Origin of the sequence: Chryseobacillus diguaensis, assembly GCF_049220665.1 — a bacterium.
In the GTDB taxonomy this organism is placed as follows: Bacteria; Bacillota; Bacilli; order Bacillales; family Bacillaceae; genus Metabacillus_B.
Genome location: NZ_JBMKNV010000017.1, coordinates 1 through 22,040, shown reverse-complemented (window position 1 = coordinate 22,040; position 22,040 = coordinate 1). Strand labels below are relative to the sequence as shown.

22 protein-coding genes and 3 pseudogenes are annotated in these 22,040 nt (G+C 38.6%); 12 read left to right on the top strand and 13 right to left on the bottom strand.

Translation table 11 applies throughout. The annotated features are described in order from the left end of the window. Window positions 1-13 precede the first annotated feature (13 nt). The 5 genes from ACOT8F_RS18810 to ACOT8F_RS18790 form a co-directional block, all read right to left on the bottom strand. Window positions 14-241 carry a sulfurtransferase TusA family protein gene (locus ACOT8F_RS18810; protein ID WP_421653477.1) on the bottom strand — a complete coding sequence of 76 codons (228 nt, stop codon included), beginning with the start codon at window positions 239-241 and terminating at the stop codon, window positions 14-16. A gap of 16 nt (window positions 242-257) precedes the next feature. After that, the gene (locus ACOT8F_RS18805) at window positions 258-1,388 is read right to left on the bottom strand and encodes an MBL fold metallo-hydrolase (protein WP_421653476.1); all 1,131 of its coding nucleotides are present in this window, start codon (window positions 1,386-1,388) and stop codon (window positions 258-260) included. Between the two features lie 192 nt (window positions 1,389-1,580). Continuing rightward, complete coding sequence (locus ACOT8F_RS18800; protein ID WP_421653475.1) at window positions 1,581-2,153, bottom strand: sulfurtransferase TusA family protein; 573 nt, start codon at window positions 2,151-2,153, stop codon at window positions 1,581-1,583. A 68-nt stretch (window positions 2,154-2,221) separates the two neighbouring features. Next, the gene (locus ACOT8F_RS18795) at window positions 2,222-2,704 is read right to left on the bottom strand and encodes a DsrE/DsrF/DrsH-like family protein (protein ID WP_421653474.1); all 483 of its coding nucleotides are present in this window, start codon (window positions 2,702-2,704) and stop codon (window positions 2,222-2,224) included. Between the two features lie 149 nt (window positions 2,705-2,853). Next, window positions 2,854-3,114 (bottom strand): metal-sensitive transcriptional regulator, encoded by a 261-nt coding sequence (locus tag ACOT8F_RS18790; protein WP_421653508.1) that lies wholly within the window; start codon window positions 3,112-3,114, stop codon window positions 2,854-2,856. Between the two features lie 341 nt (window positions 3,115-3,455). Between ACOT8F_RS18790 and ACOT8F_RS18785 the strand changes: the two genes are divergently transcribed. From ACOT8F_RS18785 to ACOT8F_RS18765, 5 genes and pseudogenes are all read left to right on the top strand, one after another. After that, entirely contained in the window at window positions 3,456-5,003 is a 1,548-nt protein-coding gene (locus tag ACOT8F_RS18785) for a BCCT family transporter (RefSeq protein ID WP_421653473.1), read from the top strand. 225 nt (window positions 5,004-5,228) lie between these two features. After that, a complete protein-coding gene (locus tag ACOT8F_RS18780; protein WP_421653472.1) occupies window positions 5,229-5,456 on the top strand; it encodes a hypothetical protein in 228 nt (75 codons plus the stop codon). Between the two features lie 292 nt (window positions 5,457-5,748). Continuing rightward, window positions 5,749-5,883: pseudogene (locus ACOT8F_RS18775) on the top strand (DUF2809 domain-containing protein); the annotation flags it as partial. A 70-nt stretch (window positions 5,884-5,953) separates the two neighbouring features. Continuing rightward, the gene (locus ACOT8F_RS18770; RefSeq protein ID WP_421653471.1) at window positions 5,954-6,088 is read left to right on the top strand and encodes a hypothetical protein; all 135 of its coding nucleotides are present in this window, start codon (window positions 5,954-5,956) and stop codon (window positions 6,086-6,088) included. A gap of 63 nt (window positions 6,089-6,151) precedes the next feature. Beyond that, window positions 6,152-6,601: a TMEM175 family protein gene (locus ACOT8F_RS18765; RefSeq protein ID WP_421653470.1), complete on the top strand. Its 450-nt coding sequence runs from the start codon at window positions 6,152-6,154 to the stop codon at window positions 6,599-6,601. A gap of 471 nt (window positions 6,602-7,072) precedes the next feature. Here ACOT8F_RS18765 and ACOT8F_RS18760 read toward each other — a convergent pair whose 3' ends face one another. Further along, window positions 7,073-7,291 (bottom strand): hypothetical protein, encoded by a 219-nt coding sequence (locus ACOT8F_RS18760; RefSeq protein ID WP_421653469.1) that lies wholly within the window; start codon window positions 7,289-7,291, stop codon window positions 7,073-7,075. 207 nt (window positions 7,292-7,498) lie between these two features. On the opposite strand from ACOT8F_RS18760, the gene ACOT8F_RS18755 reads away from it, so the two are divergent. Further along, window positions 7,499-7,639 carry a MerR family transcriptional regulator gene (locus ACOT8F_RS18755; protein ID WP_421653468.1) on the top strand — a complete coding sequence of 47 codons (141 nt, stop codon included), beginning with the start codon at window positions 7,499-7,501 and terminating at the stop codon, window positions 7,637-7,639. After that, a complete protein-coding gene (locus ACOT8F_RS18750; protein WP_421653467.1) occupies window positions 7,639-7,761 on the top strand; it encodes a hypothetical protein in 123 nt (40 codons plus the stop codon). The genes ACOT8F_RS18755 and ACOT8F_RS18750 overlap by 1 nt, the downstream gene beginning before the upstream one ends. A 265-nt stretch (window positions 7,762-8,026) precedes the next feature. On the opposite strand, the gene ACOT8F_RS18745 is transcribed toward ACOT8F_RS18750, so the two are convergent. From ACOT8F_RS18745 to ACOT8F_RS18735, 3 genes are all read right to left on the bottom strand, one after another. Continuing rightward, complete coding sequence (locus ACOT8F_RS18745; RefSeq protein WP_421653466.1) at window positions 8,027-8,506, bottom strand: SRPBCC family protein; 480 nt, start codon at window positions 8,504-8,506, stop codon at window positions 8,027-8,029. Between the two features lie 3 nt (window positions 8,507-8,509). Next, window positions 8,510-8,833 carry an ArsR/SmtB family transcription factor gene (locus tag ACOT8F_RS18740; RefSeq protein WP_421653465.1) on the bottom strand — a complete coding sequence of 108 codons (324 nt, stop codon included), beginning with the start codon at window positions 8,831-8,833 and terminating at the stop codon, window positions 8,510-8,512. A gap of 463 nt (window positions 8,834-9,296) precedes the next feature. After that, window positions 9,297-10,319 (bottom strand): alpha/beta fold hydrolase, encoded by a 1,023-nt coding sequence (locus ACOT8F_RS18735; RefSeq protein ID WP_421653464.1) that lies wholly within the window; start codon window positions 10,317-10,319, stop codon window positions 9,297-9,299. Between the two features lie 124 nt (window positions 10,320-10,443). Between ACOT8F_RS18735 and ACOT8F_RS18730 the strand changes: the two genes are divergently transcribed. Beyond that, on the top strand, window positions 10,444-11,289 hold the full coding sequence (locus tag ACOT8F_RS18730; protein WP_421653463.1) for a LysR family transcriptional regulator: 846 nt from the start codon (window positions 10,444-10,446) through the stop codon (window positions 11,287-11,289). A 1,656-nt stretch (window positions 11,290-12,945) separates the two neighbouring features. Here the strand turns inward: ACOT8F_RS18730 and ACOT8F_RS18725 are convergent. Further along, the gene (locus ACOT8F_RS18725) at window positions 12,946-14,340 is read right to left on the bottom strand and encodes a sensor histidine kinase (protein WP_421653462.1); all 1,395 of its coding nucleotides are present in this window, start codon (window positions 14,338-14,340) and stop codon (window positions 12,946-12,948) included. 25 nt (window positions 14,341-14,365) lie between these two features. Beyond that, a complete protein-coding gene (locus tag ACOT8F_RS18720) occupies window positions 14,366-15,061 on the bottom strand; it encodes a response regulator transcription factor (RefSeq protein WP_421653507.1) in 696 nt (231 codons plus the stop codon). A 192-nt stretch (window positions 15,062-15,253) separates the two neighbouring features. On the opposite strand from ACOT8F_RS18720, the gene ACOT8F_RS18715 reads away from it, so the two are divergent. The 4 genes from ACOT8F_RS18715 to ACOT8F_RS18700 are packed head-to-tail and all read left to right on the top strand — an operon-like array spanning window position 15,254 to window position 19,913. Then, window positions 15,254-15,895, top strand: coding sequence for a hypothetical protein (locus ACOT8F_RS18715; RefSeq protein ID WP_421653461.1), 642 nt, complete (start codon window positions 15,254-15,256; stop codon window positions 15,893-15,895). Between the two features lies 1 nt (window position 15,896). Continuing rightward, on the top strand, window positions 15,897-16,562 hold the full coding sequence (locus tag ACOT8F_RS18710; RefSeq protein ID WP_421653460.1) for an ABC transporter ATP-binding protein: 666 nt from the start codon (window positions 15,897-15,899) through the stop codon (window positions 16,560-16,562). Then, window positions 16,552-17,259 carry an ABC transporter ATP-binding protein gene (locus tag ACOT8F_RS18705; RefSeq protein WP_421653459.1) on the top strand — a complete coding sequence of 236 codons (708 nt, stop codon included), beginning with the start codon at window positions 16,552-16,554 and terminating at the stop codon, window positions 17,257-17,259. The genes ACOT8F_RS18710 and ACOT8F_RS18705 overlap by 11 nt, the downstream gene beginning before the upstream one ends. Next, window positions 17,259-19,913 carry an ABC transporter permease gene (locus ACOT8F_RS18700; RefSeq protein WP_421653458.1) on the top strand — a complete coding sequence of 885 codons (2,655 nt, stop codon included), beginning with the start codon at window positions 17,259-17,261 and terminating at the stop codon, window positions 19,911-19,913. The genes ACOT8F_RS18705 and ACOT8F_RS18700 overlap by 1 nt, the downstream gene beginning before the upstream one ends. A gap of 356 nt (window positions 19,914-20,269) precedes the next feature. Here ACOT8F_RS18700 and ACOT8F_RS18695 read toward each other — a convergent pair. Together ACOT8F_RS18695 and ACOT8F_RS18690 are read right to left on the bottom strand one after the other, a co-directional pair. Continuing rightward, window positions 20,270-20,953, bottom strand: a pseudogene (locus ACOT8F_RS18695) (serine/threonine protein kinase). Window positions 20,954-21,673: 720 nt separating this feature from the next. Then, window positions 21,674-21,832: pseudogene (locus tag ACOT8F_RS18690) on the bottom strand (thermonuclease family protein); the annotation flags it as partial. Window positions 21,833-22,040 lie beyond the last annotated feature (208 nt).

Sequence of the window (22,040 nt, the reverse complement as noted above, 5' to 3'; positions counted from 1 at the left end):
GTTCCCTCCTTTTTCAGCCTTTTTTAATCAAAAACTTCAATACACTGTTATCCTCTTCCTCTTTCATCATCTCATGCCCGCCAGATTTCGCCCATGCTGCCAGATCATTTTTTGCCCCTTTATCTGTTGCATGAATTTCCAGCACATCACCTGACTTTAGTTCATTGATCGCTTTCTTTGTTTTAATGATTGGCATTGGACATGCTAATCCTTTTGCGTCTAATACTTTTACAGTTTCCATTGTTTAGCTCCTTTCTTTAGGATCTCACAGCACAGCGGTTCGGACCAATTTCCATCTCGCGCTGTTCTTCTTCATCAGGATTGATTTTCCCCAGGTTAGTTTCACGAATTTCCTGATAAGCATTTGGCTGAGGCGGTAAATGTTCTGTTACTAATCTTTTAAAATCCTTCTCATTCTGTATTGATAAACCATGATTTTTTTCAAATAACACACCTAGCTTTTCAGAAATGCTGCCGTCTTCATTGAGTTCTTCTATTGTCATAAAATGAGCAGGCAAAACGATTAAATCAGCTGATAACTGTTTGTACTGTTTATATAACGAATCCCTTAACTGGACAGCTAAATCCTGAGCCATCCCAGCGAGGTCGGGCCTTCCAATTGAATCTATAAAAAGTATATCACCTGAAAGCAAAAATGTTTCATCGATTATAAACGAAGTAGATCCAGCTGTATGGCCTGGTGTAGGCAATGTATGGATTGCCACCGTTGTTCCGTCTATTGTTATTTCATTGCCTTCTTCTAATGATTTGTATTCAAAGGCGGCTCCCTCAGAATCCTTTGAAGGAAGCCAATAGGCGGCTCCGGCCATTTCAGCAAGCTCTCTGCCGCCTGAAATGTGATCTGCGTGAAGATGCGTATCAAGTACCTGCGTAATTGAAACACCCTTCTCTTTTGCAAAAGAGAGATAGTGATTCGTCATTCTTGATGCATCAATAACAGCTGCTTCGCCATTTGACAGGACCATATAGGACAAACAGCCTTTGCCAAGTCTCACAAACTGATAAATCTCTCCTCCATTTTTAAGGCTTCCAGCTTTAATCGGCACAAGGTATTCACTCCATGCCTTCATCCCGCCTTTTAGATAGAAAACATCCAGACCTGCATCTGACAGCATCTCAGCTACCATTATGGAAGACCCTTCCTTTGCACAGACGACTAAAACATCTTTGTTAGAAAGAATGCTATCTAAAATTTCCTCTACTCCATCCAGAAGATCAAAGTAAGGGACGTTCAGATAGTCAAAATTTACCCCTTCCATTTTCCAGTCGTTAAAATCATTTTCGTTTCGCACGTCTAGGATAAATATTTCTTGTTTCTCTATAACTCTTTCAGCAGCTTCTTTAACTGTTAATGGCTGAACCGCCATAAATATACCTCCTCTTATGCTTGTTTTCTAACCATCTTATTAATGGCTCTTTTCTTAAACTTTGTTGCTCATGACCCATTTAGTCCAGCAAACCATCTATAAGGCAAGAACTTTAAGAAAAGATGCCACGAAGCTATTCAGAATGAGTGATGAGAGCTTTTACGAATAACAACAATCGATGGGAAAACAGCCTTATTGATTAACCATTTTTTCCACTGGTCCGCTCCACTCGCTCATACCTGGAATAACATTTGTCACTTTCCTAAATCCTGCTCCAGCAAGCTTTTGAGCAGCCAGGTCACTGCGGTTTCCGGTTCGGCATATCACAAAAATCTCTTCCTCATTGTTAAGCTCATTAAGTCTTTTTTCCAGATCTCCCAATGGCAGGGACAAGGCATTTGGTATATGGCGAAAAGCAAACTCTGCTGATTCCCTTACATCAAGCAAAAGAAAAGCTGAATGGCTCTCCATTTTTTGAAGCAGTTCTTCATTTGTCATCGTATTTGGATGCTTCTTTTCCTGTTTTTCCTCACCGCTTGCTTTGCGGAGATAATGCTTTAAAATGCCTGCCTCGTCAATCGTCCCTAAATATTGATGCCCTATGCCTTCTGCCCATGCCTTTAAATCTGCCGTGGATCCCTTGTCTGTTGCTTGAACCTCTAAAACCTCGCCTGCTTCCAGTCCATCCATGGCCTTCTTTGCTTTCACAATAGGCATTGGACATGCTAGCCCTTTAGCATCTAATACAGCATTTGTATGAATCATCCTATTTCCTCCTTTGTTTTTATACGGGTGGGGGTATATTTTTTAAAAAAATTATTCAGTCCTGCAATTTAAATGAATAAGTTTACGTTCCCTTCCTGAGCTTCCCCTAAATAAGCTGCCACACCTGCATATTCAATTCCGTCTAATAGCTCCACTGATTGCAAACCTAATAAATCCATGGTCATCGTACAGGCAATCAAATTGACTTCTTGTTCCTGAGCCATTTCAATTAATTGCGGGAGGGTCATGGCGTTATGTTTTTTAATAACCTCCTTGATCATCTTTGGACCCATTCCAGCAAAATTCATTTTGGATAAACCCATTTTATCAGCACCGCGAGGCATCATTTTTGCAAACATTTTTTCTAGAAATCCTTTTTTCAAAGTTAATGGCCCATCCTTGCGCAAGGCGTTTAATCCCCAGAATGTATGAAAGATTGTTACTTCATGATCATACGCTGCTGCGCCATTTGCGATGATGTAGGCAGCCATCGCTTTGTCATAGTCCCCGCTGAAAAGAATAATCGTCGTCTTTTTCTTTTGTTCCGTCATGTAGAATTTTTCCTCCTTTAAATGTACATACATATACCGGCATGGGTATGTTATAACTTAAAAAATATACGGATACCCGTATAGGTATCTAAAATAGTAAAAATGAAAGCTCCTCAACACTCCATAATAGAGCTGCTGATGAACTTCATTTATCTACTTTTAATTAACAACTCGACTGCTTCTCTAACCAAATGCTCTGTGCCTTCCCCTTTTTCAATATTCTCACGTACACATTGCTCGAGGTTCGTACTGACAATCACACCCATAATGCGGTCAATAGCGTTCCGGGAAGCGGATAATTGCGTAACAATATCTCTGCAATCCTTCCCTTGCTTCATCATTCCTAAGACGCCTTTTATTTGTCCTTCAACCCGTTTTAGACGGTTGATCACATTTTTATCGTACTCGATCACCTCACCAAACCTCCTTCTTTATCATTTATGCTTAACACGTTATACCCCTAAGGGTATTTTGTCAAGCTTTAAGTACCTTGTATACTTTAACCCTCAAAATGTAAACGCAGATATATCTAGCCAAAATCCTCAAACAGGTATCATTTTCCTCTAATAATAATAAAGAAATTCCTGCTACCGCTTTCACCCCCGCCATGATAGTCCTGCATGAACACATGGCCCGACCATTTAGTTGAAACTGGGGATTTCTGACTTTACATAACAAATGGTTATCGTTAGACTGTATAATCGTGTGAGTGTGCGATTGAAAATAAGAAAGGAGTCGTTTATCAAAATTCATGAATATCGTAAATTTTCGTAAACACAGTGTATTTTTCATTTCCATTCTTTTAGTCGTTATTTTTATTGTATGGGGCGGATTTTTCACGGAAAATTTCAAAGGGATTACGGACGTGGCTTATAAATTCATCATCGATGATTTTGGTTGGGTTTATACTGGTACAGCCTTTTTCCTTGTTATTTTTTCTGTCTACCTGTTATTTTCAAAATTCGGTGATATTAGGCTCGGCAAAGATTCTGACAAACCCGAATTTAAAACTGGCTCATGGCTCGCGATGTTATTTGGAGCCGGAATGGGAGTCGGCATTGTATACTGGGGGGTTGCGGAACCTGTCACCCATTATATGAATCCTCCATACGGAAAGGGCTTCACAGATGCCGCAGCTAATACAGCGATGAAGTATTCCTTTTTCCATTGGGGTCTTCAGCCTTGGGGAATATATACCGTCATCAGTTTAGCGCTGGCCTTTTTCCAGTTTAAAAAAGGACTCCCAGCCGCAGTTAGTTCTGCTTTTTATCCGCTTTTAAAGGATAAAATCTATGGACCAATCGGTAAGTTCATCGATATCCTATCCGTATTTGCTACCGTTTTTGGTATTGCTACCTCGCTTGGACTTGGAGCGATGCAGATTTCAGCAGGTATGCATGCCCTTACTGGAACACCTGACTCCGTAATTGTTCAAATTATTGTTGTGGCAGCAGCAACCTTATTGTTTATCCTTTCAATCAGCACTGGACTTGAAAAAGGGATTCAATTTTTATCAAATGCAGCGATTCTTCTTTCCTTCTTGATCATGCTTTTGGTTATGATTCTTGGACCAACTTTAACTATATTTGAAGTCTTTTTCAATTCTATGGGCAGTTATCTGACGGACTTCGTTCATATGAGTCTGCGTTTTCAGCCATTTGGAAATAACAAATGGATTGGGGACTGGACGCTTTTCTACTGGGCATGGTGGATCGCATGGTGTCCATTCGTAGGAATGTTTATTGCCAGGATTTCAAGAGGAAGAACGATCCGCGAATTTGTCATAGGTGTACTGTTTGTTCCGACAGTCGGTACATGCCTCTGGTTCGCCACTTTCGGAGGGGCAGCTCTTGACATCATTGCAAACATGGGTCATCAGGAATTAGCGAAATCCATTGCATCAAACGTATCCTTGTCCATCTTCAATTTCTTTAATTATCTGCCTGCAAGCTCATTGCTTAGTGTCATTGGCTTTGCAGTTATTGCGATTTACTATGTTACAGTAGCCGACACGTCATCTTACGTTCTAGGTATGCTGAGCGAAAGAGGAAAATTAAACCCTAGCACGAAGATCAAAGTCACTTGGGGAGTTATCCAATCTGCAGCAGCCGTTGTCCTTCTGCTGGCCGGAGGGCTTGAAGTTCTGCAGACCGCATCTCTTGTAGCTGCATTCCCTTTTGCCATCGTATTGCTCTTTATTTGCTGGGCATTATTTAAAGGACTGAAATCGGAGCTGAAAGAAACGCACCGATTAGAAAAAAAGACAGAAAACTTAAAGCAGCAAGAATCCATTTCATAAAAAGCATAGGTCAATTGCACAGAGAAAAAGCCTCGAATAATTTCGGGGCTTTTTTTTATTACCCATTTTAAAAATCTAAGTAAACTCTATACATTCTTTTACCTGAAGATCGAGTTTTATTGAGAGTTTTATGATTATCAAATATTCACAATTTTGTAATTAAATAGTTTGGACCCTAAATAATAGGGGTATTAATTTGTAAAAATTCCTGTAGGAGAGATTGCCATGAAATATATAAATGTAGGGAAAGAACGCATTCGCTTTGACTATGTAGGAAGTGAAGAGTATGAGCACGTGCTCTGCTGTCTGCAATGCGGTTATGAATTTAGAGTTCTTTTAAATAGACCATCTTTTTCATGCAGCTTATGTGGCAATCTCAATTCAATTAAAGAGGTAAGTTCTTTTAAGGTTATAGGCTGTATTGAACCGCATCGTGTTTCACAAACCGCCTAACATTCATTTAAATAAAAAGAAGCAGGGTACTTTTTAAGTACCTGCTTCTTCGATTTTGATTGTCATTCCCGCTGGGAAAAGTACTCAAGTATGTCAATTCCGCTCATCAGTACTCTCGCGTACAATCAGGAAAGAGGCTGCTCCCAGAAGAAGGATTGGGTTAGCCTCTTTCTTAATAACCTGATTCAAAAGGGAATTTTTATTCTCTTACATCTATTTTATAAATATCTGTCTCATCTATTAATTACAAATAAAACAGGAGGCCGACAGCAATAAAATCTTTTGTTTTCAAATTCGTGCTACAACTCTCGGAGGATTAATATTAGGCAAAGGTTTTCTGTTTGTAGATTTGATTAGATACACAGCAGGGATTTTAATTAATACCCTCCTGGATAAGAGACTGCTCTGGTTTTTATTCCGAAGATAAACCGTTAAATCTCCTCAAACATTTTCTATTGATGGTTTAATTCAACCTTAAATAAGAGATAAAATCAGTAATGGATAAACGATATCCGATGGAACAAATTCCAGACGCTAATAGATATGTAGAGAAAGGTCACAAAAAGGGAAATGTGGTCATAACCTTGACTCGTGACCACATTATAATTATACTGGTACAGCTCTTTTCATGAGAGGGTTTCAATCCTGCTTGTCGAATATATTCACCGATATCTTTTATTGAAAAGAGTGATGAGTTGAAAGTACATCGTATGGAAGCCTTTAGCGATGGCGTATTAGCTATTATTATTACAATTATGGTACTGGAATTCAAAGTTCCAGAGGGACACGATTGGAAGTCTTTGTTACAGATAGCTCCTAAGTTTTTGAGCTATGCTTTCAGCTTTGTTTATATCGGAATATACTGGAACAACCATCATCATCTTCTTCATACGGTTAAAACGTTGAATGGAAAGATCATGTGGCTAAATGCCCTGCTGTTATTCTGGTTATCCCTTATTCCTTTCTCTACAGCGTGGATGGGAGAAACCCGCTTTGCTCCAACGCCTACGGCATTGTATGGGATCATGCTATTGTTCTCTGCTATTTCCTATGGATGCTGCAGCGATCCATTATCAAACAGCATCACACTGATTCGCCTATTGTCTCGGCAATGGGAAGAGACTTTAAAGGAATTGTTAGTATAGTGCTTTATCTGTTCTCGATTTTGACCGCATATCTCAGCCCATGGGTGTCTTGCTTTTTCTTCGTATTGGTCGCGGGAATCTGGTTTGTTCCTGACAAGCGGATTGAGCATGCATTGAAGGGTGGAGCGACTAGTTCTTGTGAGTAAGTATTAGCAGTCCACAGCTGAAGGACACGCTGGGGGCTTTTCATGCTATCTTTTGTAGAGTAATCGATGATCGGTTTCACTAGATGTTTGGAAACACAATTATCCATACAACTTGATCATTTGGAAGGCATTTGTTGGCAGAGATGTAAAGTCCTATCTATATGCTTAGTGAAAATGGTTTCAATTGCAGCAAAGGACACTAAGTTAGCGAAATATAAAGCCTGTATCTTAGCTTACCGAGTAATCATTGATAAAGGCTATTTTAAAACATATTTCTTGTGCAACTAATAAGAGATGATGCTTTACTTGAAAGGAATATACAAATTTACCTTTTCTTCTTTTTTGAATTGTCTACAGTCGCTTTATTTTTGCTAACGCTTTCAAATATAACTTTCGCATGAACATTTTTTTCATCGATATTCGTAACATCTGAAACTTTTCCTTTGCGGCCTTTAATTTTTATTTCTTCCCCAATGGATGGAACACGTTTAAACAGCTGACTTAATACAATATTTCTGTCGTCAAAAAAATGGACAGTAAACATCTTCGTCTCACCTATTTCATATGGTATGAGTTACAAAAAATGCTCAAATTATTACCTTCATATAAAATATAGGATCATCGTTAGATTTAGAACAAAAAAGTGTTATACACAGCCGATTTTGAATGGACACTTCGTTTGCTCATCAACTGCCACAGGATATGTGCGTATTCACTGCGCTTCTAAGAGAAAGAAGGCGTACTTCCCCATGTGAATCGGGATGAACACGGCAATCATAAATACAGCAAGGGAGACATGGAATGGATCGAAACCGTGCAGGTGTTGCGCTCAACCGGATTGTCTCTGAGAGAAATCAAAGAATATGTGGAGCTCTATCAGGCAAGGAACTAATGGCGCATCAGAAAGAGAAAGTAGAGCTGCAAATCGCTCGGTTGATGAAAACACTCGAGAAAATCAACTATAAGATGGCGTTATTTGATGTCCAGGAAAAGGGAATTGACAAGCTTCCGTAGGGTGTATTTGCAAACTGAAGATTTTTCTGCTCCTTAAAATAAACATAAACTTGGCAATGATTAATAAGCTCCGAATCGGCTTGAATGGAAATCCCCATTTGCCGATTGGGAGCTTTCTTATTGACTCTTTCTGCCCGTTACTTCAATAACAAAGAAGACCACCGTGGTAATAAATGACTCTTACTATTCTATATGCCCCTTAAATGAAACTGGACGCATTCCTTATTAAAGAAACGCGCCCTTTTGTTGAGGAATTTTATATGGACTAAAACTGGTTGATTATTCTTACATACTTCTCGTACCATTTTTCCCATTCCCCTTTTGGGAAATCCATGTATTGACCTTCCAGTACAGCACTAAGCATAATTAGACATACATGCCATCCAGATAAATCTTTTGGAGTATGATCACTGAGGGTAGGGATATATTCTTTTAATACTAATAAACAACCATTATCTTTAGGAGATAACTCGAATCGAACCCAACCTTCTCCCCATTCATACTGCAAGTAAGATTGTTCTTCGAAATCTAAGATCGAAATATCGAAAGAGTTACCTGTGCCGTCATTCATATTGAACTTAATTATTCCGCCTTTTCGAAGGTCCACAACTTCTAAGTTTGGCATCCATTTTTGCAATTTATCATTCTGTGTTAATGTAGCCCAAACCTTTTCAACTGAATGATTTAGTGGTCGATTATATGTGGCTATATAGCCCTCCTCTTTCTTTTCTACAACTGCTAGCATACATTACTCCTCCTCATCTAATAATTGTTCTAGGGTATCTAACTTATCTGACCAGTATTTTCGATAAGGTTCTAACCAGTTATCAATTTCTGCAAGAGGTTCCGCATTCAAATGATAAATATGTTTCTGAGAATCCTTATTGATAATCACTAGCCCTGCATCCCTTAATTTTCGAAGGTGTTTAGAAACCCCTGGCTGGCTTAATTGTGTACACACAACTAATTCTCCTACAGACCTTGGTCGTGCTCTAAGAAGGTCTATAATTTTTCTCCGGTTTTCCTCAGCTATAACTTCAAACAAAGTTGTGGTGTATTTTCCCTCACCCATATTTATCACATTCCTACAGTTAATCTATAACCACACGGTTATATTACCGATTGGAAATATAAAAGTCAAATTATTTATCATACCAATAATAGATTGATTCAGTTATTAAACAATCTAGCACTATTCAAAAAGACGCACTTGCTCAAGAATTGCGCCCGATTGTGGAAGATCCTTTTTTTTTGAATAGTATCGTTGTACTGCGCAATGGCTTTTTGGCTTTTTAGTAAAAGAAAAAGACGATTACTTTTGAGGTAATCGTCTCCTTAATAGGTATATTGCGAGTATCGTTGCCCTACGCTAAAAATAACAAGACATCTAAGATACAATTATGGGATTTAAAGCAACAGATTGGTTACATAGACAAAATAATTATTATATTATTCAATTTTGCTCACATTGGACATGGAAATTAATATATTCTTGGTTGCCCACTGGACATTCTCCACCACTTACAAATAATATACTATCCATTTGTACGAATCGTAAATAAGCGTTTTAGGTTGTCATCAATAAATTTATTATCGGTACTGTTAATTCCACGGCCGGCAAAATGCCCCCAGATGGATTCAATGGGATTAAATTCAGCATTAGATATAAGCTTAGCCTCATATTCGTTATTGTCCGCCGTGCAGAAGAGATCCGTGCTCCCTGGCATGACACAGGTAGGCGCTTTTATGTTTTTGAGAGCCTCATCAAAATCTCCGTTATATACGGGGTTTGCGCTAATATCTGCATGTTGCCCTGTCCATAACATGGCTAGGACGTTGTGAGGATCCATACTCATAAAACTATTTTCCCAAACTCCAACCGCAAAATCTTCCAATGTGTCAAATCCCAGTTCACGATAAAGTTCTTCTTTATAAAAGGCCTGTGATAATCCCCATCCTGCATAGACACGGCCAACTGCACGCATGTCTTCAGAAGTCAACTGGTTTAGCTTAGTAGAATCCGAGCCAACTGAGGCCATGAGGGCTGCCTTCATTCCATCGAGGACCACATACGTTTGCGGCCAAGTCTTTGCATTTCCACAGAAAGATGCAATTCGTTCGACCATGTTAGGATAACTTACCCCCCATTGGAATGATTGAAGACCTCCCATTGACCATCCAACTATGAGAGCAATCTTCTGAATGCCGAATTTTTCGGTCACTAGTCGATACTGTAATTGAACGTTGTCATAGATGGTTACCTGCGGAAAATTAGCCTTGTCGAATGGTGCAGGCGTATTACTTGGAGATGAAGATAATCCGTTCCCCAGCAGATTTGGAACGATAATGAAATATTTCTGAGGATCTAGTGCCATGCCGTTTCCAATCAACCATTCATTCTGAACATGCTGGTCGCCAAAAGCCGTTGGATAAACGATGACATTATCTTTCCTTTCATTCAATTTTCCATAAGTCTTATAAGCAAGAAAAGCACTTGGTAACGTTACTCCGGATTGCAAGGTTACATCACCTAAATTAAAAATCTCATAATCATCCATTGATTTGTCACTCCTTTCTAAATGAAACACAAACATTTAGAATGTATGTATTTCTTGTTATTAAGTATAAAACTGTGTTACCTTCAACAAAAGTGAACAAAATTGAAAGTAGTATACAATAATATTGAAAGTTAAAGGGGGGATACCCTCCAACGTCACGATGCAAATAAAAGCATTGGAGGAAGAGCTTGATGTTCGTCTCTTTGATCGTTTGGGCAAGCAGCTCGTTCTCACAACTGCGGGTAAACGTTTTTTAACTCACGTCCAGGACATTCTAAATAAATTGAACGAAGCTCGCAGCGTCGTACATGACAATGAAATTCTAAGCGGTACCCTAACGATCAGTGCCAACGAGGTTGTTTGCGCCTATCGACTTCCAGATGTCTTTAAACTTTTTCGTTCGCGGTATCCGGGAGTTCGTCTTATCTTCCGCTCCGTTCCAAATCAACAACTCAAACAAACGCTCTTTGAGGGAACCTCGGACGTCGTCTTTATACTGGACGAACCCATTCGATCAACGGGACTTGCAGTGGAACCATTGACGGAAGAAACTTTTCGCTTTTTCGCCGCTCCAGTTCATCCACTTGCGAAACAAACTGTATTACAGCTTGAAGATTTTCACGGAGAAGTGTTCCTAATTAATGAAAAGGGTTGTCCATATAGAACCATGTTTGACCGAGCATTTAAGAAAGGAGATATTGATAATATCTCGTCTTTAGAGTTTCAAAGTGCCGAAGCCGTTAAACAATGTGCAATTTCGGGAATCGGTATCGCCTTTCTTCCTGAAATAGTAACTGAAGCCGAAGTTGAACTGGGCGAACTTGTTGCTCTTCCATTGCGAATCCCAGACTTGCATGTATATACACAGATGTCATGGCATAAAGACAAGTGGCTTTCACCCATTATATTATCTTTCATAGAAGCAGCAAGGGAGGTTAAGGCTATAGAGGAGGAGAATAAGATCGTTTAAACTATTTAGACATATTTTCCTAAATTCTTTGTTATCTAATGGGTACTTTCTATCAGAAAACTCAATACCTACACATTAGAAAGGCATCATGGTTCTAAGATGCCTTTTTCATATGCCTCTATAAATAATGATTTAAAAACGCCTATAACATATATTAAGAGCTTTCCGACGATGATGTTAACTAATATGTAAAATCTATCACAGAAAAATATAACCTCTTTACTTTAAAATGTGTTCTTTCATTCATAAACGAAATATTTAATGCGCAGTATTTAGTCTACTACGTAATAAAAGAGTTATCCCACAATATGGCCCGATTGCGGAACAAAAAATAACCTTGCCAAGACTTCAACAGAATTATTATCAATCTTTATATTAAATAAATCATTTTTGTTTTAAATGATCATTCTTATTTATTAAACTACAATTAAAAATAACCTTGCTTAAGCCAGAAAACCCCTTCTATTTTTACAGAATAGAGGGGTTTTTGTATCAAATGGCCATAGCTCAAACTCTATGCTTGTTAACAGCCTGCACTTCGTGTAGATGCATGGGTAATAATAAGAGAGAAATATCAAGGAAATAAATTAATAACTGAGGCAATAGATATTTGGCTTCAAAAAAATCCTCATGATGACGTAGGCATAGCATTAGCATCACTAGCAGGGTGTAGTGATATTGCAAAAAAGATTTTACTTGAAAAAGTACAATGTTCTAGTTTCCCACATTGGTCAGCATGGGCATTACTAGAGGGATGGGACATGCAAGATGAAGATATTGCTGCTACCCTTACTGCGATTGTTAAGGGGTCAGATTCGAATGCTTATAAAATAGGTCATCTAATTCCTAGGATCTTTCAAGATAAGGATATGGCTAGAAGTAAATTAATGCAGTTAATCCAGAGTCACTCTAATATTCGGTTTAGAGAATGTATGGGATATTTCAATTGAAGGTAGTATAAAGGAACATCTATTAAACATAGTTACAAGTCTCGATGAAGACGGCGACTCAATTTTTAGCAACCGAGTTACGGCTATAAATTTCTTAATCCAAAAATTCTCTGAAGATCCTAGAGTCAAAGACCATCTGACATTTGACTTCTGACGAGTAAACCAATAGATGATGACTCCTAAATAAAAAACATAATCCAAGTTATTTGCAGTAAATACCATAACAGGGTTTAAAAAAGAGTAGGTGGCTGAAGTTGATTAATCACTTGAAACCAATGATAATCTAGTTGTGATAAATTCAACATAATCTTCCTTTCTGTGCTCAATATCTAAAAAACATAATTGAATTGCTTGTAAAACAAAAACTGTTTTGACCAAGATAACAGAAAACGTAGTTTGCTTTTGGGATGCTTGAATTGATAAAGGACAACAAGATCTATGGACCAACCAGAAAGGATGAAAAAGTCAATCTTTGATGAATACAAGAAGGAAGATTTTGACTAACCTATCTGTTATGAGATGGAGTTTAACCTGTCGGAAAAGATATAATATAGCATATTAAGAAAAGACAACCAAAGGACAAAAAAAACCTGTACAAAGCGTATCCAAGTCATGTTTTTTGGTATTCTTTCCTTATCCTTTTTATCTATTGCTCGTTCTGCGGCTTCTTTTGCGGAGTAGTCCGCATACTAATGAAATCATCATTTTAATTACTTATAGGTAGCTTGACCGTAAATGTACTTCCAACCCCTAACTTGCTCTCAACCTCTATCGTGCCTCCGTGGCTTTCGATAATTTCCTTGGCTATGGACAATCCCAATCCTGCTCCTCCCGTTTTCCTTGAACGCGCCTTATCAATTCGATAAAACCTTTCGAATATTTTATTAATATCATTTTCATCAATACCTATTCCTGAGTCTCTTACTTGTAATACGCCCCAATTGTTTTGAGGAAATACTGAAATGAATATGTTCCCTGAATCATAGGTGTATTTAATCGCATTTTCGATTAAAATTATCGCTACTTGTCTAATTTGATCAAGATTCCCCTGAACTTTAACATTTTCCTCTATAACGCTAGAAATATCGATGCCAGGCTGCAGGCTTAGAATTAATTCCTGTTTTACCTCTTCAATAACGGATCCAAGATTTAAAAAGCTTCTTTTGATATATGGTGAATCCGTACGCGCCAGAGTCAAAAGTTGGTCGATTAATCGCTGCATTCTCTCGCCTTCTACTTGTAAGGATTTAATCGATTGCTCTAAAATCTCAGGTTCTTTTTTTCCCCACCTTTTTAAGAGATTTAGATGTCCACTAAAAGCGGTAATTGGTGTCCTTAATTCATGGGAAGCATTTGAAACAAAAGCTCGTTCTTTATCAAATTGGTCTTCAATCTTTATTAACAGTGTGTTGAAGCTGTTAGCAAGAATGGTCAATTCATCTGGTCCTTTTAGTATTGGGATTCTTGTTTTAAAATCCATGAACTCTATCATTTTACTGACCGTTTTAGTAATCGTTTTTAAGGGATTAATGGTTCTTTTTGTGACTAGAAAAATTATAATCGAGCCGAGAATGCCTCCAAGAACTGTTGAAATAATTAATACTTTAGAAAGAAGGCTCAAGAAGTCCCAAATAGGTTTCAACTGAGAAATGACGACAATTTTTCCCTTTTCACCGTTTGCTTCTGTCCAAGTGGCAGAACTTTTATAACACAAACCATTTCCTTTGTTAAAGATTACATGTTGAAGCAAGCCTGTATAATTTTCTGTATCTTTTACACTTGAAATATGTTCCCAACCATGAGAACGTGCTATAGTTTTCCCTTTTGAATCTATAATGTCCACGTAGTAATTCCCGTAATTGGGGTATAGAAGATTATCTATGGCTTCCTGCCAATCGATTTGTTTTTCAAGGGATGCTTTAATTAGTTGGCTTTGCAATATATAGGTATCTTGTTTTGTGTTATTGATTAAAAAATAGCTCGCTGCAAATAGTATAATGCTTCCAATGATGACCATGATTACAAATAAATTCAAAATGTAAAATCCAGTTAATCGAACCGTTAGTGAGTTCGAAAATCGCAACTTCATCCGACTTTTCAAAACAATGCCTCCAATTGCATATCTATCAACTTTCAGTTTCAGGTCTGAGAACATAGCCCACGCCACGAATTGTATGGATTAATTTCGTACGATAATGGCGATCTAGTTTGTTTCTTAAATAGCGGACGTACACATCGACCACATTCGTTCCTCCATCAAAGTCATAACCCCACACCTCAGATAGAACTTGATCCCGGGATAACACGATGCCTTGATTTTTTATTAGAAAATACAAAAGATTAAATTCTCTTGGTGTGAGATCAATTAAAACTCCTTCACGAGTGACTCTTCGTCCCAAGAGATCCATGTCAAGGTCGGCGACCCGTATAAATCCTTCTTGATTCTGATCGATTGGTTTATAACGACGAGTGACAGATCGAATCCGTGCAAGCAGCTCTTCAATGTCAAATGGTTTGGTGATATAGTCATCCGCACCTGTATCCAATCCTGCAATTTTATCTCCCAGATAATCTCTAGCGGTAATAATGATAATGGGAACTGCACTTTTCTTCCTGATTCTGCGGCAGATTTCAAGTCCATCGAGCATCGGTAGCATCCAGTCCAATAAAATCAGATCCCAGTCTTCTTTTTCAAATAAATTGAAAGCTGTTTTTCCATCAAAAGCAACGGTTACATCGTACCCTTCATGAACAAGCTCCAATTCAATAAACTTTGAAACATTTTCTTCATCTTCTGCTAGCAAGATTTTTAATTTATCCATAATTGACACCTCATTAAAAAATCCTTTCAGATACTATTCTACACCTTTTTAATGGAAACAAATGAAAGACGGATAGGAATATTCTCAACGATTTCTCATTTCTCTTTTCTTACTTTCTTATCCACACCCTGTATGCTCTATTATGTTAAGAAATCCTTTCACTTTCTTAAAATAGAGCAGGAGGTAAAATGAATGTTTAAACAAACGACTACAGCGATTGGGTCGATTTTATTATTGTCTTCTCTTGCTGCTTGCAGTGGACAAAGTACTGCTGGCAGTTCTCAGAACCAAGCTCCAGCCCAATCTCAAACGAATCAAAATGGTACGCAACCATCAGCAGAAAAACCTGTTGCACAAGAAAAAAATCCATTGGGTGATATTTCGGATTCTCAGGCTTTTGTCGATTTTACCTCACAAAAAAACACTTATTCTCTGGTCGTTCCGGAGGGTTGGGCACGTTCTGCGAACGCAAATAACGTTCAATTCGTTAGTAAACTGGATGGCGTCAAAATTTCAGAGGAAATACCGTTTGCCTCAACGCTAACTGTTGATGACGTTAAGACAAATTGGATTCCAAAGTTACAGAGTAATGAAAGAGCGGTAAATGTAGATAGTATTACGAAAGTGCATCTTCCTGTCGGGGATGCCGTTCGGATTGTTTACAGCTCAAATTCAGAACAAAATACAGTTACAGGCAAGCAAGTTCGATTAGAAAATAATGCATATCTATATCAGAAAAATAACACGTTAGTCATTTTATCTTTATGGGCTCCATTAGGATCAGATAATGTAGATCAGTGGCGAAAAATGTCAACGAGTTTTAGGTGGAAATAAGATGGATGTATTAACAGCTCATGAACTATATCGTTTTTATCATGCTTCTGAAGAGGAAATAATGGCGCTACGCGGTATTAGTCTATCTATTAAAAAAGGGGAATTCCTTGCCATCATGGGACCATCAGGAAGTGGGAAATCAACTCTGTTGTCTTGTTTAGTTGGGATAGATGAACCGGACGGTGGGTATGTGGAATTGGATGGTAGACGGATAACAAGGAGAATGGAAGCAGAGCGGGCAGCCATACGTTCCTCCGAAATCGGTATTCTTCTTCAGACGGGCAACCTGTTTCAGCATCTCACGGTTGAAGGGAATATTCGATTACAAATGAATCTTGCAGCTAAAAACGGGAAACAAACTATTGCTCATCTCCTCGATCTTGTTGGATTAAATCATAGAAGGAAATCTTATCCAAAACAGTTATCTGGTGGTGAGGCAGCGCGTGCAGGACTCGCGGTTGCTCTGTCTAATTCTCCTAAATTGCTGATTGCCGATGAACCAACAGGTGAAGTAGATGCAGAAACAGAAAAGCATATCATACAAATCTTTAATAAACGCAGAGAAGCAGGTGAGTCCACCTTAGTTGCGACTCATAGTGAAGCTTTAGCGAAACATGCAGATCGTATTATACGTTTATTTGATGGGAGGATCATCAATGAAACCTGAATTTAATAGCGGCGGTTCTTCCACTAAATCACAAAAAATTTTAGTCCAAGCTAAAGACATTGGCTGCATATACACAACCGGCGTTAATTCAGTGGAGGCTTTAAAATCGGCAACCTGCCAAATTAAAATGGGTGACAGAATCGCTCTTGTTGGAAAATCAGGAAGTGGCAAATCAACGCTTCTTCAACTGCTAGGTGGTTTAGAAAAACCGACATCAGGTCACTTAGATTGGACATATTTTGAGGAGGATAAGATATCTCCACTACGGCCATTGGGAATCAGCTTTATTTTTCAGATGCCAAGTTTGATTCCATCACTTAACGTATTAGAAAATGTATCACTTCCGTTACTGCTTGCTAATCAACAAAAGAACCAATCAGAAGAACTTGCTTTTTTCCAATTAATGAGATTAGGGATAGACAATTTAAAGGATAAGCTGCCAGAAGAGCTTTCAGGCGGACAGGCCGGGCGGGTGTCTGCAGCACGAGCATTGGTTTGTAAGCCCAAACTCATCCTTGCAGATGAACCAACTGGACAGCTTGATCAGACAACAGCTAATCATTTAATGAAAGTGTTATTAGAGGCATCTGAAACAGAAGGGATATCACTTCTAATTGCAACCCATGACCCCAATGTAGTGAAACATATGGACAAGGTATGGGAAATTGAGCAAGGAATGCTTGAGGTGAAAGAATAGTGTCAACATGGTTACTTTGGTTAAAAGGATTAATAGCAAGCCTAAACGGCAGGTTAATAGGAGCGGTAGCAGGTGTTTCACTCACGGTTGCTTTAATTGCATCATTAGGCAGCTTTATCGTCAGCAGCGATGCGGTTATGACGGAAATAGCCATTAAAGATGTCCCTGTTGATTGGCAGATATTGTTAAATGATAATAATAATAAAGATCAAGTTATATCAGCTGTTAAAAAAGCCACTGGATACACCGCATTGTCCACAGTAGGTTTTGCAGATGTTAAAGGCTTTGAAGCAAAGACAGGTTCAACAACTCAAGTGACTGCTGCCGGGCAGGTGGTTGGGATTGATAGCAACTATATCAATCTATTTCCCGGACAAATCCGGTCACTTATAGGACAAACAAAGGGTGTCCTGGTCGATCAGCAAACAGCTGCGAATTTGCAAGTTTCCGCCGGCGATTATGTATCTATTAGACGAGTTGGATTAGATCCAGTAAAAATAAAGATTGATGGAATTATTACGATTCCAAATGCCGATTCACTGTTTCAAAAAGTTGGTGCACCGCAGGGAGCCCAACTGCAAGCACCACCTGATAATGTGATTCTTTTACCATTAGATACCTGGAATCAAATTTTTGAACCGCAATTGAAAAACAACCCTTCCTCTGTGCATACTCAGTTACATGTAAAAATTAAGCACCAATTATCACAAAATCCAGACACAGCTTATACTCAAGTAAACCAACTTGCCAAAAATGTTGAAGCTCAAATTGCTGGTAGTGGGGTTATCGGAAATAATCTTGCAGCCAGATTGGACGGGGTTCGTTCGGATGCACTCTACGCCTATGTCCTGTTTATTTTCTTAGGACTTCCAGGAGCCTTCTTAGCGATTCTATTAACCATTGCGGTGGTCAATTCTGGTCGTACCCGTCACAGAGAGGAACAAGCCTTATTAAGAGTAAGAGGCGCTTCATTAAATCAAATTCTGTATTTCCGAGTAGCCGAAGCGCTTATTATAGGAATCGGCGGAATTGTAATCGGAATGATTTTAACCTTTATTCTTAGTCATTGGATGACAGCCGCTCATATCGCGATGGACTCAACACTGTTGCTATGGCTAATAATATCATCTGCTATTGGTTTAATCCTTTCCTTAGCTGCAGTCCTTATACCAGCTTGGCAAGATACTCGCAATACCACCGTTTCAAGTAGGAAGGTAGTGGGGCGGCTTAAAAAACCATTATGGCAAAGGTTATACATTGATATTCTATTCTTGTTAATTGCAGGAGCATTTTTCTGGAGGTCGGCGAGCACAGGGTATCAATTGGTGATGGCTCCTGAGGGTGTTCCACAGACGTCTGTAGATTATACAGCATTTATTGCACCATTTTTCCTATGGGTTGGGGGTTCATTATTATTCATGCGTTTGCTTTACAAATGGCTTGGTATTAGGAACCTTATTTCAGTTCTTTTAAAGCCCATTTCAAAACAGTTGTCTAATGTGGTCTCCTCATCGATCAGTCGCCAGCGTCTATTAATCGTAAGAGGGATTATCTTAACTGCACTTGCCTTCTCATTTGCTGTCTCGACATCCGTTTTTAATTTAACCTACAATGTTCAATCACATGTTGATGCTGTGCTTACAAACGGAGCGGACGTAACAGTTACAGCAACAACGAATAATCCGGCAACTTCCAAGTTGTCAGACTTAAAGGCAATACCAGGAGTTGTAAAAGCAGAAGCAATGCAGCACCGGTATGCATACGTAGGAAATGACCTACAAGATATATATGGGATAGACGCGAAACAAATCTCCGAGGTAACAAGTATGTCAAATGCTTACTTTCAAAATGGGGATGCAAGCCAAACGCTATTAAATCTGGCTAATACTACTGACGGAGTTCTAGTGTCTGAAGAGACAGTTAAAGACTACCAACTTAAAAAGGGAGATATCATCAAATTACGCTTGCAGAATGCAAAGGACCACCAATACCATGTCGTTCCTTTTCGATTCATTGGGGTTGTAAGAGAATTTCCAACAGCTCCTAAGGATTCCTTCTTAGTTGCAAACGATTCTTATGTTAGTCAAATGACTGGTATAGATGCAAAGGAAACGATATTGTTAAAAACAAACATGGATGCTGTGTCAATTGCTGATAAAGCAAGAAAAATAATATCCGGTATTCCTGGGGCTAAAGTCAATGACTTAAATTCAACCCAAAGTATTATAAGCTCTGGATTAACGGCGTTTAATTTACACAGCTTAACAAGCCTTGAGCTTATTTTCTCCATTTTATTTGTTGCAGGAACAGCAGGCCTAATTCTTGCGTTAGGACTTAATGAGAGACGAAGGACTTTCGCCATTCTAAGTGCATTAGGAGCCAAACAAAATCAACTAGGCGCTTTTCTATGGAGCGAAGGGGTTATGGTTCTCATACCTGGAGGAATAATAGGAACACTACTTGGCTTTGGTATTGCACAGATGCTAGTTAAAATGTTAAAAGGTGTATTTGATCCACCACCAGAAACATTATTTATTCCATGGGGATATTTATGGTGTCTTATGATCTTTGCTACAATATCGATGGTCATTGGTGTGGTAAGTTCAATCTATATTTCACAAAAGCAAGTTACAGAAGACCTTCGAGGTTCATAAAAAAAATATATAGGAAATGGGTAACTTAAAAAATAAGAAAAGGTATTGGTTTTGTCGAAACCACTTTTATCTAGGACAGTATCCGTAGGAAAACCTTTCATCCTACGGATACTCATATATAAAGCTATCTTGTATTGAGATGGCTTTTTATATATTTTTAAAATTAGATTGAAGACACAGCTCCGAACTATAAACAGTATACTAGGTGGGACGTCAGTGTTTAGTATAATATTGCAATTTTGATGCAGAAAGGTAATGTTTATGCAGAATCGAACAGATCAAGAGAGTTGACCCAAAACAAACCAGTACACGAAACGGGGACAACAGCGGATTATGATTCGCAGTTGATTATTATCTCACTTTCTTTTGTATCCAAAGAAGAGCTCAGTCATCCTTTGAGAGAAATCCTTTAACGCAATTGTTGCAGAATCCATTCGATAATACTGATGTTTAATTGTTTCAAGTATCCACGAAGGAATAGGTACGCCATCAACTAAGGGATAAACGTGGTGATAAGCCCATAGCAAATGTTCCTAGCGTTGATCATCTCCAGATTTAACATACTCTGAGACATCAAGCACTTTACCTCTTCCATTTTGTAATAGGACATTTTTCAAGTGAATATCACGTGGATTAAGCCCTTTAGTACGTACAAAATCGCGAGCATTTTCAACGTCAGTAATTACTTGCTTTGGGATATGTTTGCCTTGTAATAGACAATCGTATAACGTAATGCCTGGTTCATAACTAATAACTAAATAGTTTGATCCAGACCCATAATAATGAGCAAAATACTTTGAACCATGTAATTTAGTATAAACGCTCGCTTCAATTTCCTTTTTTGTCAATGCCTCAGATGTGTATACTTTAAATGCAAATGATGGAGTTTCTTGAAATAAAAATACAGCCGCATCTGTTCCAATTCCAATACAATGTAACCCTTGTGTATCGCCCTGGACAGTAACAGGCTCATTGTTATCGTTTGCTAACACTTCAATGCCACAGATAGCCTTTTCAGCATTTTTCCATTCTTCAACGATTTGTGTCATCTCCTTTCCATTATTTAATGAAGTAATCGTGACTCGCGCCAAACTCGTTTTAGTGTGGTAGCTCGCAAACCCACCCGACCCATCTCTAATAGTGACTATGCATTTGCACTTTTCAAACTGTCTATAAAGATTATCCTATAACAGTCCCAACGATAATATACGTTCACATCCAATGTAAACTCCCATGAAAATAAAAAATGAAAAAGGGCATACAAAAATAGACCCAGAAAAACCAGTTTTTTAAAAAAAGGCTGAGCCTCTAGAAAGGTTGATTATTAGGTTGTCTTGTAAATCAATTGAAAGAGACACCCTTCTACATAAAATAAAATCAAATATAAGGCTGGGCTGGCGTAATGACCAAAAAAGGATTAATCTCCCATGAGTGCTACCCCTAAAGGGCGCGACAGTCGGTGGTACACCGTGGTCGTTGGAGTCAGACTAACGGATGGGCTCAAAGGCACCATAGTTCAAAGACCTTCTTCGCCAGCATTAAAACAGTATAGACTGCTAGATTGATTTTCATTCTCCGTGGTGAATCTCCGTTTTTGAGCTTTATGGGTGGCTATCGTGAAAGAAGACTGAACTCATTGAAAATGACAATACTTAAGAAGACCCTGCTCAATCGTTAAAAAAAAGAGGAGAGCGTTAATAAATAAGTCTATGGATTAGCGTCGACTAGATTAAGGTCAGTATTAACACTTCCTAACCATTTTCATTCTCTGTGGTGCTGCGCTGCTTTTGTGCTGCATGGACATACGCCACTCTTGCCAGTCCCTTTTTCAAAAGCTCTTCCTGTACGCTCTTGCCATTCACATAGACGTAGAATAGTAATCTTCCATACTTATCCCGTTCTCCTACATCTTTTTCCAAGGTTCAGGGTTTTTACGTGATGCCGAAATACCACAGATTCTTTAAAGTGACAATAAAATAAACAAAGTGTTCCTCCACAATTGCGCCCTTTCGTATTATAAGGTCATCCAGATTGTTATTTTATCTGGCTGGCCTATTTTTTATAGGCTATTCTTTAGGTAGTCGGGGTAGGACGCATGCGCCCTTGGGACTATTGGTATCAATAGAT